The sequence below is a fragment of the Mesorhizobium sp. CO1-1-8 genome, from assembly GCF_020164875.1.
GTDB lineage: Bacteria > Pseudomonadota > Alphaproteobacteria > Rhizobiales > Rhizobiaceae > Mesorhizobium.
The window spans coordinates 445,280-460,902 of the sequence record NZ_JAIUGZ010000003.1 but is presented as its reverse complement, the minus strand read 5'-3'; the positions used below and the strand labels follow the sequence as shown (position 1 = coordinate 460,902).

General features: G+C 63.6%; 15 protein-coding genes and 1 pseudogene. 1 reads left to right on the top strand and 15 read right to left on the bottom strand.

Annotation, left to right across the window (positions count from 1 at the left end):
- Positions 1–324 precede the first annotated feature (324 nt).
- Genes LB558_RS08510 through LB558_RS08500 form a run of 3 tightly spaced genes read right to left on the bottom strand, consistent with a single transcriptional unit; the run spans position 325 to position 3,416 of the window.
- A complete protein-coding gene (locus LB558_RS08510) occupies positions 325–1,722 on the bottom strand; it encodes an NAD(P)(+) transhydrogenase (Re/Si-specific) subunit beta (protein ID WP_224697133.1) in 1,398 nt (465 codons plus the stop codon).
- Between the two features lie 6 nt (positions 1,723–1,728).
- The gene (locus tag LB558_RS08505; RefSeq protein WP_013528202.1) at positions 1,729–2,154 is read right to left on the bottom strand and encodes an NAD(P) transhydrogenase subunit alpha; all 426 of its coding nucleotides are present in this window, start codon (positions 2,152–2,154) and stop codon (positions 1,729–1,731) included.
- A complete protein-coding gene (locus tag LB558_RS08500; protein WP_224697132.1) occupies positions 2,154–3,416 on the bottom strand; it encodes a Re/Si-specific NAD(P)(+) transhydrogenase subunit alpha in 1,263 nt (420 codons plus the stop codon). The genes LB558_RS08505 and LB558_RS08500 overlap by 1 nt, the downstream gene beginning before the upstream one ends.
- 618 nt (positions 3,417–4,034) lie before the next feature.
- Between LB558_RS08500 and LB558_RS08495 the strand changes: the two genes are divergently transcribed.
- On the top strand, positions 4,035–4,811 hold the full coding sequence (locus tag LB558_RS08495) for an SDR family NAD(P)-dependent oxidoreductase (RefSeq protein WP_224697131.1): 777 nt from the start codon (positions 4,035–4,037) through the stop codon (positions 4,809–4,811).
- 285 nt (positions 4,812–5,096) lie between these two features.
- Here the strand turns inward: LB558_RS08495 and LB558_RS08490 are convergent, their stop codons facing one another.
- The 12 genes and pseudogenes from LB558_RS08490 to nadA all read right to left on the bottom strand — a co-directional run bounded on the left by LB558_RS08490 (position 5,097) and on the right by nadA (position 15,611).
- Complete coding sequence (locus LB558_RS08490) at positions 5,097–5,513, bottom strand: CopD family protein (protein WP_224697130.1); 417 nt, start codon at positions 5,511–5,513, stop codon at positions 5,097–5,099.
- Between the two features lie 5 nt (positions 5,514–5,518).
- Complete coding sequence (locus LB558_RS08485) at positions 5,519–5,869, bottom strand: DUF3817 domain-containing protein (RefSeq protein ID WP_224697129.1); 351 nt, start codon at positions 5,867–5,869, stop codon at positions 5,519–5,521.
- A 422-nt stretch (positions 5,870–6,291) separates the two neighbouring features.
- Positions 6,292–7,275, bottom strand: a complete 984-nt coding sequence (locus LB558_RS08480) for a beta-ketoacyl-ACP synthase III (protein WP_224697128.1) — start codon at positions 7,273–7,275, stop codon at positions 6,292–6,294.
- Complete coding sequence (locus tag LB558_RS08475; RefSeq protein ID WP_224697127.1) at positions 7,272–8,534, bottom strand: adenosylmethionine--8-amino-7-oxononanoate transaminase; 1,263 nt, start codon at positions 8,532–8,534, stop codon at positions 7,272–7,274. Before LB558_RS08475 ends, LB558_RS08480 begins: the two co-directional genes overlap by 4 nt.
- Positions 8,531–9,168 (bottom strand): annotated as a pseudogene (gene bioD / locus LB558_RS08470) (dethiobiotin synthase). The gene LB558_RS08475 and the pseudogene bioD overlap by 4 nt, the downstream one beginning before the upstream one ends.
- Complete coding sequence (locus LB558_RS08465; RefSeq protein WP_224697126.1) at positions 9,165–10,307, bottom strand: 8-amino-7-oxononanoate synthase; 1,143 nt, start codon at positions 10,305–10,307, stop codon at positions 9,165–9,167. The pseudogene bioD and the gene LB558_RS08465 overlap by 4 nt, the downstream one beginning before the upstream one ends.
- Complete coding sequence (gene bioB / locus LB558_RS08460; protein ID WP_224697125.1) at positions 10,304–11,302, bottom strand: biotin synthase BioB; 999 nt, start codon at positions 11,300–11,302, stop codon at positions 10,304–10,306. Before bioB ends, LB558_RS08465 begins: the two co-directional genes overlap by 4 nt.
- Before the next feature lie 59 nt (positions 11,303–11,361).
- Positions 11,362–11,814: an aspartate 1-decarboxylase gene (gene panD, locus LB558_RS08455; RefSeq protein WP_224697124.1), complete on the bottom strand. Its 453-nt coding sequence runs from the start codon at positions 11,812–11,814 to the stop codon at positions 11,362–11,364.
- Between the two features lie 67 nt (positions 11,815–11,881).
- Complete coding sequence (locus LB558_RS08450; RefSeq protein ID WP_224697123.1) at positions 11,882–12,205, bottom strand: hypothetical protein; 324 nt, start codon at positions 12,203–12,205, stop codon at positions 11,882–11,884.
- 10 nt (positions 12,206–12,215) lie between these two features.
- Positions 12,216–13,097 (bottom strand): carboxylating nicotinate-nucleotide diphosphorylase, encoded by an 882-nt coding sequence (gene nadC / locus LB558_RS08445; RefSeq protein ID WP_224697122.1) that lies wholly within the window; start codon positions 13,095–13,097, stop codon positions 12,216–12,218.
- A 1-nt stretch (position 13,098) separates the two neighbouring features.
- Positions 13,099–14,640, bottom strand: coding sequence for an L-aspartate oxidase (locus tag LB558_RS08440; RefSeq protein WP_224697121.1), 1,542 nt, complete (start codon positions 14,638–14,640; stop codon positions 13,099–13,101).
- A complete protein-coding gene (gene nadA / locus LB558_RS08435) occupies positions 14,637–15,611 on the bottom strand; it encodes a quinolinate synthase NadA (protein WP_224697120.1) in 975 nt (324 codons plus the stop codon). Before nadA ends, LB558_RS08440 begins: the two co-directional genes overlap by 4 nt.
- Between the last annotated feature and the right edge of the window lie 12 nt (positions 15,612–15,623).

Below are 15,623 nucleotides of genomic sequence, written 5' to 3'. Positions count from 1 at the left end.
CCCGCCCACGTGCTGGCGGTCGACGCCTTCAAGTACCGCCCCCCAATCACAGTATGCGTCGGCCGCTGGTACGCTTTTGAGTGCGTCATGCGTCTCAGGTGGGTTTGTCCTCAAAAGGAATTCGTTTGCCGAACTCAAACAGCCATGTGTCGCTAGAGATTATCGATGCCTAAGCGGGAGGATCGGCCCCAAAGACCCCGTGCTCTAATTAAGGAGAACGGCTCCGACGCGACGATGCCTTGGCAACCATATTAAAGCCCGCCGGATGAGCGGCGGGTTGTCTTGTTGAACCAACGGCGTTACCTGCGCGAGGCCTCTGGGCTGTCAGTGATCCATCGCCTTGACGATTTCCTCGGTCATTTTCTTGGCGTCGCCGAGCAGCATCATGGTGCCGTCCTTGTAGAACAGCGTGTTGTCGATGCCGGCATAGCCGGAACCGAGCGAGCGCTTGACGAACAGGCAGGTGCGCGCCTTGTCTACGTCCAGGATCGGCATGCCGTAGATGGGTGAGGATTTATCGTCGCGCGCGGACGGATTGGTGACGTCGTTGGCGCCGATGACATAGGCTACGTCGGCCTGGGCGAATTCGGAGTTGATGTCCTCCAGCTCGAACACCTCGTCATAAGGGACGTTGGCCTCGGCCAGGAGCACGTTCATATGACCGGGCATGCGCCCGGCGACCGGATGGATGGCGTATTTGACGTCGACGCCGTTGGCCTTGAGCTTGTCTGCCATTTCGCGCAGCGCGTGCTGGGCCTGGGCAACGGCCATGCCGTAGCCTGGCACGATGATAACCTTCTGTGCGTTCATCATCAGGTAGGCGGCGTCGTCGGCCGAGCCCTGTTTGACCGTGCGTTCGATGCCATCGTCGGCCGCTGCCGCCGTCTCGCCGCCGAAGCCGCCGAGGATGACGGAGATGAACGATCGGTTCATGCCCTTGCACATGATGTAGGACAGGATCGCACCGGACGATCCGACCAGCGCGCCGGTGATGATCAGCGCCAGATTGCCGAGCGTAAAGCCGAGGGCCGCCGCCGCCCAGCCCGAATAGGAGTTGAGCATAGAGACGACGACCGGCATGTCGGCGCCGCCGATCGGGATGATCAACAGGATGCCGAGCACCAGCGAGGCGGCGACGATCAGCCAGAAGACCAGCTTGGACTCGGTGGTGACCAGCAGCACGATCAGCACGACGAGCGCGATGCCAAGTGCGGCGTTGATGAAGTGGCGGCCGCCGATCATGATCGGCTTGCCCGACATGCGGCCGTCGAGCTTGAGGAAGGCGATGACCGAGCCGGTGAAGGTGATGGCGCCGATGGCGACGCCAAGGCTCATTTCGATCAGGGCCTGGGCATGGATGTCGCCATCCGTGCCGATGCCAAAGCTTTCCGGCGCATAGATGGCGGCGGCCGCCACCATGACGGCGGCAAGGCCGACCAGCGAGTGGAAGGCCGCAACCAGCTGCGGCATCGAGGTCATGGCGATGCGGCGCGCTGTGACGGCGCCGACGCCACCACCAATGGCGAGGCCGAGCACGATCAGGCCGAAGCGGCCGGCCGACGGGGTTGCCAGCGCCAGCGTGGTGGCGATGGCGATGGCCATGCCGATCATGCCGTAGAGATTGCCTTGGCGGCTGGTGGTCGGATGCGACAGGCCGCGCAGCGCCATGATGAACAGGACACCGGAGACGAGGTAGAGGAAGGACGCGAAGTTGGCGTTCATGGCGCTCTACTTGTCCTTCTTCTTGTACATGGCCAGCATGCGCTGGGTGACGAGGAAGCCGCCGAAAATGTTGACCGAGACCAGCATCAGGGCGACGAAGCCGAAGCCGGCGGCTATGCCGGAGGCGGCGATCCCCACGGCAAGCAGGGCGCCGACGACGATGACCGAGGAGATGGCGTTGGTGACGGCCATCAGCGGCGTGTGCAGTGCGGGGGTCACCGACCAGACGACGTAATAACCGACGAAGATCGCCAGCACGAAGATGGCGAAGCGGAAGACGAAGGGATCGATGGCGCCGCCCGACAGCGCGTGCGCGGCATCACCGGCCGCGTCAGTGCCACCGGGTGCGGTCGCCATGTTGTGCACCGCCAGCCTTACGGCGGCGGAGGCCTGATCGAGCTGGTCGAGGGCTTTCTGCAGGGTCTGATCCATCACGCAACGCCTTTCGACTTGGGTGCGGCCGGTTTCTTGGGCGCGGCTTTCTTCGTAGCAGCCGGCGAAGCGTCGGCGACCATGGTCGTGGCCGGGATCGCTGCCGGCTCGACATAAGGCTGCTGGTCGGCCTTAATGAACGCAGGATGCACGACCTTGCCGCCGTCGGTCAGCATCGTCGCCTTGACCAGGTCGTCGTCGCGGTTGATGGCATGCGTTTTCGTCGTCTTGTCGATCAGCGTCTCGAGAAAGGCGAACAGGTTCCTGGCATAGAGCAGCGAAGCGGATGCCGCGACACGGCCCGGCACGTTGAGATGGCCGACGATCTTCACATTGTTGGCGGTGGTGACGATCTTGCCGGCCTCCGCACCCTCGACATTGCCGCCGCGCTCGACCGCCAGATCGACGAGCACCGAGCCCGGCCTCATCGAAGCAACCATGGCCGCCGAGACCAGTTTCGGCGCCGGACGGCCTGGGATCAGCGCCGTGGTGATGACGATGTCCTGCTTGGCGATGTGCTCTGATGTGAGTGCCGCCTGCTTGGCCTGGTATTCCTTCGACATTTCCTTGGCGTAGCCGCCGGCCGTTTCCGCAGCCTTGAATTCCTCGTCCTCTACGGCGAGGAACTTTGCGCCGAGCGAGGCGACCTGTTCCTTGGCGGCGGGGCGAACGTCGGTGGCGGTGACGACCGCACCAAGCCGGCGCGCGGTAGCGATCGCCTGCAGGCCGGCGACGCCGACGCCCATGATGAAGACCTTCGCCGCCGGCACCGTGCCGGCCGCCGTCATCATCATCGGCAAGGCGCGGTCATATTCCGAAGCCCCGTCGATCACCGCCTGATAGCCGGCCAAATTGGCCTGCGAGGACAAAACGTCCATCGACTGGGCGCGCGTGATGCGCGGCATGAATTCCATCGAGAAGGCCGTCACCCCGGCTTTGGCCAGGGCCGCCACGGCGGCATCGTTGCCGTAGGGGTCCATGATGGCGATCACAGCCGCGCCGGGCTTGTAGCTCTTCAGCTCGGCATCACTCGGCCGGCGCACCTTCAGCACCACATCGGCCTTGGCGACATCGGAAACCTTGCCGATGGCAGCGCCGGCGCTCGCATAGTCGGCATCGATGATGCGCGACTTCAGACCGGCACCGGCCTCGATGACGACGTCGAAGCCCAGCGCCGCCAGCCGTTTCACCGTATCGGGCGAAGCCGCGACGCGCGGCTCGTTGGCATCGAGCTCACGAGGGATGAATACAATTTGTCCCACCGGACGATCCTTTCGGTTGGCAAGTGCTGCATGAGGTGTCGCCTGAATGCGGCGGCGCACAGGATGATTCAGCGCCTGCCGCCTTTGGCATACGCCTCCGTCAGCTTGAGCGCGGCCCTTCGCGTTCGGCATGTCCCGTGCATTGTCATATGGCCTTGTTCGTTAGTGCCCGCATGGCGCCGATGTGGGTTGGGATGCGCCCTTTTTTCAATCCCAGCTGCCGCATCGCGGCAATCGGCTCGTGACGCGTTGTTAATTGGCGCCTTGTAGACAGAACGGCGCTCATTTTAAACCTCTAAGGTATGGAAAATTTCACTTGCTTTTGGTCTATATTTCAGACCAATTAGCGCAGTCAACAGTGAATTTTTGGCGATTGCCCGTTGGATCACCAAACTGGCAGAGACCAGCTTGCCTGGCTGGTTCTTCACGGGGTCCGCGGGATCGCCAGAGACCGGGGCAGGTGGCGCTGATTGGCGGGCTGGCATACATTAGAAAGCGTTCAACGTCCCAGAAATCCATCAGGTTGGCAGGCTAACGATCGGGCCGTAATGTCCCGGAAGGCGTTCCCGAACTACAACTCCGAAGATCAGATTTTGAACAGCAGAAGGACTCCAATCAATGAGGCTGAAAGGCAAACGTGCAATTGTTACAGGATCTGCCGGCGGTATCGGCGCGGCCATCGCGTCGGCATATGCGGCCGAGGGATGCAGCGTCGCGATCGCTGACCTGAGCCTCAGCCGGGCCGAGCAAATGGCGGCAGAGCTGCGGGACACCGGCGCAAGAGCCATAGCCATTGAAGTTGAGGTGTCTGACTCGAAGTCTGTCGCCGAGATGGTGAAGAAATCCGTTGCGGAATTTGGTGGCCTCGATGTTCTGGTCAATAACGCGGGCATCATGCTGGCAGAGGATTCCGGACCGGAAGAAACGTCCGAGGAAGCTTGGGACAAGACGATTCTCGTCAATCTCAAAAGCATATTCCTGACTTGCAAGTATGCCATAAAAGAGCTGGAGAAGGATGGTGGGGGAAGCATCATAAATATTGCATCCATTGTTGGGATGCTCGGCTCCTTTCCCTCTCAGGTGGCCTATACGGCGAGCAAGGGCGGGGTGATCTCGCTTAGCCGCGAGCTTGGCGTTGCGCTTGCAAGGCGCGGCATACGTGTCAACGCCATTTGCCCCGGCGTGACGCTGACGCCGCTGGCTGCCAAAATGCTTGAACAAAAGGAAGCTTACGAGTTGCGGCGACTGCACATCCCAATGGGCCGAATGGCGGATCCCAAAGAAATAGCGGGCGTTGCAACATTTCTGGCGTCGAACGACTCGTCCTACGTCACCTCACAGGCCATCGCGGTCGACGGCGGCATGGTAAGCGCCTATCTCACCCCTCCGGATTGACAGGTCGTAGACGGTCCTTGTTCAGCTCCCAGCGACCTTTGCGCCTGAGCATCCGTTGCGGCAGCGCGGGCGCCCTGCGGCTGGTCAAGCACAGTTCCCTGTAGAGGCCCGTCGCGGCGCGATCGCGGCGGGTTCCGGAAATATCCGGCGGGAGTGCGACGCGTAGATTGCAGGCCTTCATCTCGGGGATGCAGTTTTATCGGACGGTTCTGCATCGCGAACGAGACGATCGGTGTCCGCAGTCTCGTCGAGATTCCCGGACCCATCGGTGACGATGTCCTGCCATCAAAAAGGCTTCACGAGCGCTAGGGTCGCGATTGCGAGGGTCGCGATGATTATCCCGGCGCCTGTTCCTGGAAGGCCGACCACGGCGGTCCCGTCCCTAATCGCCCGCCGCAGCCGTCCCGATTGAATGCCGTGGAGGGCTGAAAGCCCGACCACGAAGACAAGTTTGACAATCAGCCATAGCGATGGAAACCATTGGCCCCACACTGCAAGGGAAAGACCCAAAGCCCAGGTAAACAGCAGTGCGGGTGTCGTGACACGACTGTCGAACTGGAGCAGCACGGCCAGTGCCCCGCCTTGTTGTTCGGGCTGACGTCGGGCGATCGCATCGACGATCCGGTTGTGTGCCATCAGCCCGCCGACGAGGAAGATCACCGCTGTCACATGGGCGGCCACGAGATAAGGGTAGAATTCCATGACTGTTATCTCACCCCTTGGAGCGACTTGGACATCCGCCGCAGCCAAGCGATGTTGAAATAACCGGCAAATGGCAGGAAGGCGACGATGAACAGACGTGCAATCTCGCGCCGGCGCCATCCGCCCGCAGCCACCGTCTGCAGCGCCGTCCAACTATATGCCAGGAAGGCCAGACCGTGGACGGGACCGAGAATTGTTGATCCTAGCGGCCAGCCAAAGACGTGCTTGAGCGGCACGGCAACGCAGACCAGCAGGACAAGCGTCGTCGCCTCGATGATCGAGAGGATTTCCAGACGCTTCAACTGTGCATGCTCAAGAGCAAGCGCCGCCTGGGGTAGCATTCGTTGATCAACCATCACGTCATTCCTTTCCCGAACGCGCCACCGGCACTCGGGGCGAACACGGGTACCCGCCGGACGCGAGACATACGTTACGGCCACTCGCCTGCTGGCAGTGCTCGACCGAGATAATAAAACGACCGATCGTGCTATTTCAAGGAGAATTTGAGGTGCTGCGCTGGCTCGCGCAGATTCCCTTCAAAGGGCGAAAATAAGTCTCGGATTCTGCGCTCCCATCAAGTCGGCGGAGTGTTGCGAAGAATGCGCAGCCAAACACCGAGACCTCACAAAGCCGGCAGATCCATCCCAAGGCGCTGCCATTGGCACCGGCGCCGTGCGTGTCCTGCATCTCTTCAAGAAGCGCTTTCAGCCGGCCGGAGCTTGGGAACCATTGCCGACTGCTTGGCGATTTAAACGCCTCGACAAATCTGTCTGCCGCGTTAGACGCCAACCACCAGCGCCCCGCCGGCAAGGCCGGCACCGGCCGCCGACAGGAGCAATTTCTCGCCCGGCTGAATGGGATTGGCACGGTGTGCGATCGACAGCGACAGCGGGATGGTTGCGGCTGACGAGTTGCCATGGTCGGCGATGGTTTTGACGATGCGCTCATTATCGATGCCGAGCGCCTTGCTGACCGCGTCGAAGATGCGGGCGTTTGCCTGGTGCGGCACAAAGCGGTCGACATCCGACGCCGAGAGGCCGGCTGCCATCAGCGCCTCCCTGGAGCAGCGGCTCATCATCTCAACGGCCTTGACGAAGACCTCTTGGCCATTCGCGATGGTCATGCGGGTTTCGGCGATGTCGATCTCGTCGGAGAAGGGACGGTTGCTGCCGCCCGCCGGAATATGGATCAGGCCATAAGCGGAACCGTCCGAAGCTAGTGAGGCGCCGAGTATGCCGTGATCAGGATCGCCGGAAGGGGCGAGCACCAGCGCACCTGCTGCATCGGCAAACAGCACGGCGCTCGCCCGCTCAGTCGGATTGATCCTGCGGCTCAATATGTTGGCGGCGATGACGATGGCTGGTTTGTTGTGCAGGCGCACGAAGCCGTCGGCGAAGGTCAGCGCATAGATGAACCCCGCGCAGGCGCCGGCAAGGTCGACCGCGCCAGCCTTTTCAAGGCCGAGCCTGTGCGCCACCAGAGGCGCGCTCGGCGGCAGCAGATGATCCGGCGTCGAAGTGGCGAGCAGAAGCAGGCCGATGTATTTGCGATCAATGCCGGCTGCCTTTAGCGCCATGTCGCCTGCTTGTGCCGCCAAGCCAGAGAGCGTGTCGTCGGGTTCTGCCCAGAAGCGTGATCGGATTCCGGTGCGCCCCTCGATCCAGCCCCCTTCCAGTCCAAGGCTCGCCTCGATCTCGGCATTGCCAACCTTGCGCGCCGGGACGTGATGGCCAAGGCCTATGATGCGCGCCGTGCGGTTCATAGGCTGTCGCTCGCAAGCTCGGCTGCCTCGTCGATTGCTTCATAGACCTCGTCGAGCTCGCCCGATGTGACGCAATAGGGCGGCAGCACGTAGATGACATTGCCGAGCGGTCTTACCAGCAACCCGCGCTCGAGGAAGAAGGCGCGCAGCCTTGGGCCGACCTCGGCGAGATAGCCGGCATTACCGACGCTGAGGTCAAGCGCGGCAATCGTACCGGTCGTGCGCACATTGTTGAAACGCGCATCCCTGCTGAACCGCGCGATCTTGTCTTTCTGCATCCTCGACAGGGCGGCCACGCGCTCCGCCACAGGCTCATCGTTCCAGATGGCGACATTCGCGAGTGCAGCCGCGCAAGCGATCGGGTTGGCTGTGTAAGAGCTCGAATGAAAGAAGGTCTTGGATCGGTCCGTGGAAAAGTGCGCACGGAAGATCGCATCGGTGGCAAGCGTCGCCGCCAGCGGCAACGAGCCGCCCGTCAGCCCCTTGGAGGTGCACAATATGTCGGGCGCGATCCCTGCCTGCTCGCAGGCGAACATGGTGCCGGTGCGGCCCCAGCCGGTCATGACTTCATCTGCGACGAAAAGCGTGCCCGAGCGCTCGGCGATGCGCTTGAGTTCGGCAAGAACCCGTGCCGGATACATGAGCATGCCACCCGCGCCGAGCACCAGCGGCTCGACGATCAGCGCGGCCGCGCGGCGGTCGCGGGTGACAGCCTCGAAACGATCGAGCGTATCCTGTTCGCGTCCAACGGCGGGGAAGGGGATGATGCCGACCTCGAACAGCAGGGGCTCATAGGCGGCGTTGAACACACCCCGAGCGCCAACGCTCATCGTGCCGATGGTGTCACCGTGATAGCTGCCCTCGACGACAACGATGCGCGAGCGCGGGAAGCCATTGTTGCGATGAAAGCCTAGCGCCATCTTGAGCGCAACCTCGACGCTGGTCGAACCGCTGTCGGAATAGAAGACCCAGTCGAGGCCCGCCGGCGTCATTTCGACCAGCGCCTCGGCCAACTGCTCGGCCGGCGCGTGACTGAGACCGGCGAAGATCACCTGGTCGAGTGTTTCGGTTGCCTTCCGGATCGCCTCCATGATCTTCGGGTGACGATGGCCGTGCGTGATGACCCACCACGACGAGATCGCATCGAAGATGCGCTTGCCGTCCCGCGTTTCGACGTAGGCGCCCTCGGTGCGCACGATCGTCGACGGGACCGGCTCGATGGCATGTTGGGTGAAGGGGTGCCAGACAGCGGAGCTCATGGTCGGATCTCCATGAAGTCGGCGGCGCTGAATGAGGTCTGCATGGCGGCGGACAGCGTGCTGGGTGTCAGGGATTCCAGACGCGGCAGACGGCCAAGCACGCGAACCTTGCCCATATCGGTGATCGTTTTTTGCGTATCGACCACCCTGTCGCCGATGAACACCACCCCGAGCAGCGGTATGGAGCGGCTGCGCAGAGCCTCGATGGAGAGCAGCGTGTGATTGATGGTGCCGAGCGTGGTGCGGGCACAGAGCACCACCGGTGCGTTCCATCGCGCGAAGACGTCGATGTAGAACGCGTGCCTGTTGAGCGGCACCATCAACCCGCCGGCGCCTTCCACCACAAGCGGCCTATCGGTGGTGGGCAGCGAGAGTGCCTGTGCATCGATTTCCACGCCGTCCAACTCAGCGGCGCGGTGGGCGAGAGCGGCCGGTGCAGGCGCCAGGCCTCCGGCAGCACGCGATCGCCAGACAATCCGGCGAGCAGGGAGACAACCTCGCGGTCGGTTTCTTCGCAGGTACCCGACTGAACAGGCTTCCAGTAGATGCCGTCGAGCATGCCGGTCAGCCCGGCCGCGAACACAGTCTTGCCAATGCCGGTGTCGGTGCCGGTGACAACGATCTGCACTGTCACGGCGCGTACTCCCATTCGTCAGCAAGCGCATCGAACAGCGCCGAAACGTCGGCCTCGCCGACATTCAATGTCAGCGAGATCCGCAGCCTTGCCGTCCCCTCAGGCACGGTTGGCGGACGAATGCCCCGCACGTCGAACCCGCGCACCTGCAACTTCTGCGCCAGCGCCATGGCGTTTGCGTTGTCGCCAATGACGACCGGCAGGATCTGCGAACCACTGGCAGGCAGGCCCAGCGCCTCGGCCCTCTTGCCGACAAACGCGACTAGCCTGGCCAGCCGCTCACGGCGGTCAGGTTCGTCCGCGACGATTTCGAGGGCCGCGGCCGCCGCCGTCGCTATTAGCGGCGAGGGCGCGGTGGCATAGATGAAGGGACGACAGCGGTTGACGAGATAGTCGCACAGGACGGCAGGCGCGGTGACCAGCGCGCCGGATGCGCCCAGCGCCTTCCCGCAGGTGTGCAGCACCACGACATTGTCGCGACCCTCGAGATCATGAGCGAGGCCACGCCCATTCGGGCCGTAGACACCGGTGGCGTGTGCCTCGTCGACGAACAGGAACGCCTCATGGCGGTCCGCGACCGCGATCAGCTCACCGAGCGGAGCCCGGTCGCCATCCATGCTGTAGAGGCTCTCGACCACGATCCAGGGACGGCCAGTGCCGCCCATGGCTCGCCAGGCGACAATGGCGTCGTCCACGGCGCCCGCATCGTTGTGGGCGGTTTCCACCAGTTCGGCTCGGCCGGCGCGCGCCCCCTCATGCGCGCTCGCATGGACGAGCTCGTCCAGCACGATCAGGTCGCCCTTCTGGGGCAAGGTCGTCAGCACGGCGAAATTGGCGACATAGCCACCTCCGAAGAACAGCGCGCGCTCGGCGCCGAAGAAATCGGCCGCCTTGGCTTCGAGCGCCTCGTGTTCGGGATCGTTGCCGCGCAGGAGCCGCGAGCCGGTCGCGCCGACGGGCGTGCCGGCGGCGAGCGCCGCCGCAAGCGCCTGCGCCATACGCGGCGAGCCCGCGAGGCCGAGATAGTCGTTGGAGGCGAAGTCTAGCCCTGAGCGGGCGCTCAAGGTGCGCAACCGATCCTTGCGGGCCAGCCCGTTCAAGGTCACCTTGTAGCGGTCGAGCAAGGCTCGCCCGCTCACAGGGCCCCGCGCTCCGTCGGCCGGATGCCGAGGCGCCGGAACAGAGCGCTGTCCTTGTCCTCGCCGGGGTTCTCCGCAGTCAGCAAGGTGTCGCCGACGAAGATCGAGTTGGCGCCGGCAAAGAAGCACAGCGCCTGCATCTCGTCGCTCATCGCCGTGCGGCCGGCCGAAAGCCGCACATGCGATTTCGGCATCATGATGCGGGCAAGCGCGATTGTACGCACGAATTCGATCGGTTCGATGGGTTCGGCCTCGCCCAGCGGCGTGCCCTCGATCGGGATCAGCATGTTGATCGGCACGCTGTCGGGCGGCTCCGGCAGGGTGGCGAGCGTCACCAGCATATCGATGCGGTCGGCCTTCTCCTCGCCCATGCCGAGGATACCGCCGCAACAGACCTTGATGCCGCTGTCGCGGACATTGGCCAGCGTGTCCAGCCGCTCAGCGAAGGTCCGCGTCGAGATGATCTCGCTGTAGTAACGCTCGGAGGTGTCGATGTTGTGGTTGTAGTAGTCGAGGCCGGCCAGCTTGAGGCGCTGCGCCTGATCGAGGTCGAGCATGCCGAGCGTCATGCAGGTTTCCATGCCAAGCGCCTTCACGCCCTCCACCATGGCCACCACCGCATCCATGTCGCGCTCCTTGGGGCTGCGCCAGGCGGCCCCCATGCAATAGCGGGTGGCGCCCGCGTCTCGCGCACTCCTGGCCGAGGCGATGACGCGCTCAACATCCATCAGCTTCGAGGCCTTGAGGCCGGACTGGTGATGCGCGGACTGGCTGCAATAGCCGCAATCCTCGGGGCAGCCGCCGGTCTTGATCGAAAGCAGGCGCGACAGCTGGACGCGATTGGGATCGAAATTCTGGCGATGGATCGTCTGGGCTCGGAACAGCAGATCGTTGAAGGGCAGGTCGTGGACAGCCTGCGCCGCTTCCCGGTTCCATTGGGTGGGAGCTCCGCGGCTCGGTACCGAGGCGGCATTCAACTGCAATTCGACGTTCATGCCATTTCCTTCTCAAAAGCTTCCGGCATTAGCCGCAAGAGAAACAGGCGCGGGTCCCGTCATGATTTGCCCACGAGCGCCGGTATGGCGAATGCGTTGCCAGCGTCGTTGAGTATCGAGAAGCCGTAGCCTCCGTTGGCATTCGTCTCGACCGAATAGGTCAGGCGCTCAACGATGCAATTATTCCTATCGAACGTCAGCACACGCGGTTTGAGCGCGGTGAGCCTTGCCTCGTCGACATAGACCGAGTTGCAGATGATGACCTGATCGCCCCGCTGGCAGGTGCGGGCCGCGGCGCCGTTGAGGATGCAGCAGCGCGACCCGCGCTCGCCGAGGATCACATAGGTTGAGATCCGGGCGCCCGAATTCTTGTTCCAGATCTCGACGAATTCCATTGGCAGGATGCCTGCCTCCTCGCAATGGTCGGGGTCGAGCGTGATCGAGCCGTGGTAGTCGAGATTGGCCTCGGTGACGTAGATGCCGTGCAGCTTGCCGGCGACGAGTTTGCGCATGCCTTTTTCTCCAGAACGAATTGCAATCCCTAACCCACGCGTCTCGCGCCCTTAGTCGTCTCGGCGCCTATCGCGTGGTTTCTTGGGCTTCAGCGGATGAACGCTCCCTTCTGATCGCGTCACAGGACTCCGTGAAGGCGACATCCAGCAGATAGCCGATAGGCTCCAGCCCGTGAGAGGCCGCCAACTGGCGCATCTCGTCGAGCCGGCAGATGATGAGGCCAAGTGCTTCGAGGCGGCCTTTCGTTTGTTGCTGGTCCGTCGCTTCTGCCTCGGCCGCGGAAGCTTGCCGCCTGGCAGCGAGCAGGCTTGCCTCGGCAGTCCGTGGAACTGGGGACGTGCTGACGCAGGTCGGTGTGCGGCCAAAGGAGTTTCTGCGATCCCGGTTCATGACCTCTCCATCAGTTCAGATGCCTGTTGCAGTTTCGATCGGCCGGCATATCGAGGCCGATGTCGAGGATGGGGGCGCTATGGGTGAGCCAGCCGACCGAGATGAGGTCGACGCCGGTCGCGGCAATTGCTGCGGCGCTGGCCCGCGTTATCCGGCCGGAGGCTTCAGTCACTGCGCGACCGCCGACCATCGCCACAGCCTGGGAAAGCTCCTCGACCGACATGTTGTCGAGGAGCACGGCGTCGACTCCGATTTGGAGCGCCATCTCGAGCTGGTCGAGCGTGTCGACCTCGACCTCGATCTTGACCATGTGACCAATCGCGCCGCGCGCCCGCTCGATGGCGGTCCGGATGTCGCCCGCAATGGCGATGTGGTTGTCCTTGATGAGCATGGCGTCGTCGAGCGCGAAGCGGTGGTTGGCGCCGCCACCCGCGCGCACGGCATATTTCTCCAGGGCACGCAGGCCGGGCGTCGTCTTCCTTGTGCAAACGATCTTTGCGTTATGACCGCACACCGCGTTTACAAGCGCGGCCGTAGCCGTCGCTATACCGCTCAGCTTGCACAGAAAATTGAGCGCCGTCCGCTCAGCTGTCAGCAGGCTGCGTGCTGGCCCGTTCACGATCGCGATGGTTTCGCCGGCCGAAACCTTACCACCCTCGGGACACCGCAACTGGATGCTGATGCCGGGGTCGACCAGCAGGAAGGCAAACATGACCAGATCGAGCCCGGCAACAACACCGGCCTGCCTGGCGTTCAAGGCGAACGTCGCCTTGCAATCGGCGGGGATGATCGCATTGCTGGTGATGTCACCGGCCCTGCCCAGATCCTCCAGAAGGGCATTGCGGACGATTGGCTCCATGATGATCTGGGGAAGTGGCGCAAGGGAAGTCATGTCAACAGCTCCGTTCGGATGCTTGCCAGCTGAGCGCTACGGCATACTCAAAGGCTGTGCAGAGCGTCAGTCGCGAGGGCAGGGCGGCAGCATCGCGCCCGGGGAAATCGGATCGGTAGTGCGAACCGCGGCTCTCCTCGCGCCGAAGCGCTGCGATCGCGATCAGCAGCGCCACCAGTGCCGGGTCCGCCGCCGTCGTCTCGCCAACAGCGATCGGTAGCAGTTTCGCGACCGCGTCGCGCAGCGCCTTGCCGTTGCGGACAATGCCAAGCGCATTGGAGACCGCTTGGCGTATCGATGAAGGGTCGGGTCGCAGTGGAACGATTGCGGGCAGCCTGGGCCACTGCCAGCCGGCGCAAGTGCCGGCGACGCTTGCCGCAACCCAGGCTGCCGTCGCAACGGCTTCCGCGAGCGAGTTGCTGGCGAGCCGGTTGGCGCCGTGCAGTCCGGTGCATGCAACCTCGCCGCATGCCCACAAGCCGGAGACGGAGCTACGCCCTTCCGCGTCTACGGCCACGCCGCCCATGTGATAGTGTGCCGCAGGACGCACCGGGATCGGCTCCACGGCCGGATCGATGCCGGCCTGCTTGCAAGCGGCATCAATCGCCGGAAAACGTTTTGCGAATTTAGCGCCGAGGCATTGCCGGGCGTCGAGATACACACCACGTCCGGCGGCGAGCTGATCGGAAATTGCCCGCGCCACCACATCGCGCGCTGCGAGCTCGGCGCCGGGCGTCTCGGCAAGGAAGCGATCGCCGTACTCGTCGACAAGCACCGCCCCCTCGCCGCGCACTGCTTCGCTTACAAGCGCCATCGGTCGGCGGGCAGTGTCGAGCGCGGTCGGGTGGAACTGAACGAATTCAAGATCGGCGAGTTCCGCGCCGGCACAGGCCGCGAGCGCCAGCCCGTGCCCGAACGATGCAAGCGGGTTCGTTGTATCGCTGAAGAGACCGCCGATCCCCCCGGTCGCCAGCACCACGCGGCGCGTGGGCAATGCGAACACGCCTTTGTGCAGCACAGCTTGCACGCCGACAATGCTGCCCTCCGCAACCATCAGGCGATGGGCTGTCATGCCTTCCATGATCGTGATCGAACGTGTCCGCCGCGCCACGGCGAGCAGAACGCGGAACAACTCGCGGCCGGTGGCGTCGCCGGCGGCGTGCACGATGCGGCGGCGCGAATGCGCCGCCTCCAGGCCAAGCCGCAGCTTCCCGTCCAAGGCGCGGTCGAAGGGAGCACCCAGACCAATGAGGTGGTTGACGGCTGAGGGTAGCGCCTCGACAACCCGCCTGACTATTGCTGCGTCGCAAAGCCCATCGCCGGCGGCAAGCGTATCGGCGAGGTGCAGTTCGGGGCTGTCGTCCTCGCCAAGACTGGCTGCGAGCCCGCCTTGGGCAAGCGTGCTGGAGGCTTCGGTTCCGAGCGGCGTTCTGGAAATGAGGATAACCGGATGCGGCGCCAGATAGAGCGCTGTCATCAGGCCGGCAAAGCCAGCGCCGATGATGATCGGCGCCCCGCGAATGTCATGGATATCAGGCGTCATACGAAGAGCATGCGCTCGACGGCCCGACGGGCCCGCTCAGCGACACGCGGATCGATGGTGACGATGTGACGGTTCTCCTCGAGCGCGGTACGGATATTGGCGAGCGTGATGCGCTTCATGTGCGGGCAGAGATTGCAGGGACGCACGAAATCCACGTCCGGATGCTCGACCGCGACGTTGTCGCTCATCGAGCATTCCGTCATCAGCACGACGCGCGCCGGCTTATTGCGCGCGACATATTCGGACATTGCCGCCGTCGAGCCGGCGAAGTCAGACACGGCTACGACCTCCGGCGGACATTCGGGATGGGCAAGCACCGTGACGCCAGGATGTGCCTCCCGCAGTTCGCGAATGTCGGCCGCCGTGAAGCGTTCATGCACCTCGCAGTGTCCGTTCCAGGTGACGATCTCGACCTTTGTCTGGGCCGCGATGTTCTTTGCCAGATATTCGTCGGGCAGCATGATCACGCGCGGCGCGCCGAGCGACTTCACCACTGCGAGCGCATTGCCCGAGGTGCAGCAGATGTCGGACTCTGCCTTTACGGCGGCCGAGGTGTTGACGTAAGTCGCGACCGGCGCGCCGGGGTAGCGCTGCCGCATGAGACGCACGTCTTCGGCCGTGATCGAGTCGGCCAGCGAACAGCCGGCGCCGAGATCCGGGATGAGCACGGTCTTGTCGGGATTGAGCAGTTTGGCGGTCTCCGCCATGAAATGCACGCCGGCGAGCACGATGACGTCGGCTTCGACCGACATCGCCTTACGGGCGAGCGCCAGGCTGTCGCCGACAATGTCGGCCACGCAATGGAAGATCTCGGGCGTCTGGTAGTTGTGCGCGAGGATGACGGCGTTGCGCTCGCGCTTCAATGCGAGAATGGCGTCAATGTCGTCGACGAAGGCCGGCCATTCGATCGGCGGGATCACCCGCCGGACACGCTCGTAGAGGGACGCCGCCGTAGGTAAAGCGCCGATCATTCGCGCCTCCTC

What these genes read in the sequence shown, in the direction of transcription:
- LB558_RS08510 (WP_224697133.1), bottom strand. Translation starts at nt 1,722, where the DNA reads ATGAACGCCAACTTCGCGTCCTTCCTCTACCTCGTCTCCGGTGTCCTG.
- LB558_RS08505 (WP_013528202.1), bottom strand. Translation starts at nt 2,154, where the DNA reads ATGGATCAGACCCTGCAGAAAGCCCTCGACCAGCTCGATCAGGCCTCC.
- LB558_RS08495 (WP_224697131.1), top strand. Translation starts at nt 4,035, where the DNA reads ATGAGGCTGAAAGGCAAACGTGCAATTGTTACAGGATCTGCCGGCGGT.
- LB558_RS08490 (WP_224697130.1), bottom strand. Translation starts at nt 5,513, where the DNA reads ATGGAATTCTACCCTTATCTCGTGGCCGCCCATGTGACAGCGGTGATC.
- LB558_RS08485 (WP_224697129.1), bottom strand. Translation starts at nt 5,869, where the DNA reads ATGGTTGATCAACGAATGCTACCCCAGGCGGCGCTTGCTCTTGAGCAT.
- LB558_RS08480 (WP_224697128.1), bottom strand. Translation starts at nt 7,275, where the DNA reads ATGAACCGCACGGCGCGCATCATAGGCCTTGGCCATCACGTCCCGGCG.
- LB558_RS08475 (WP_224697127.1), bottom strand. Translation starts at nt 8,534, where the DNA reads ATGAGCTCCGCTGTCTGGCACCCCTTCACCCAACATGCCATCGAGCCG.
- bioB (WP_224697125.1), bottom strand. Translation starts at nt 11,302, where the DNA reads ATGAACGTCGAATTGCAGTTGAATGCCGCCTCGGTACCGAGCCGCGGA.
- panD (WP_224697124.1), bottom strand. Translation starts at nt 11,814, where the DNA reads ATGCGCAAACTCGTCGCCGGCAAGCTGCACGGCATCTACGTCACCGAG.
- LB558_RS08450 (WP_224697123.1), bottom strand. Translation starts at nt 12,205, where the DNA reads ATGAACCGGGATCGCAGAAACTCCTTTGGCCGCACACCGACCTGCGTC.
- nadC (WP_224697122.1), bottom strand. Translation starts at nt 13,097, where the DNA reads ATGACTTCCCTTGCGCCACTTCCCCAGATCATCATGGAGCCAATCGTC.
- LB558_RS08440 (WP_224697121.1), bottom strand. Translation starts at nt 14,640, where the DNA reads ATGACGCCTGATATCCATGACATTCGCGGGGCGCCGATCATCATCGGC.
- nadA (WP_224697120.1), bottom strand. Translation starts at nt 15,611, where the DNA reads ATGATCGGCGCTTTACCTACGGCGGCGTCCCTCTACGAGCGTGTCCGG.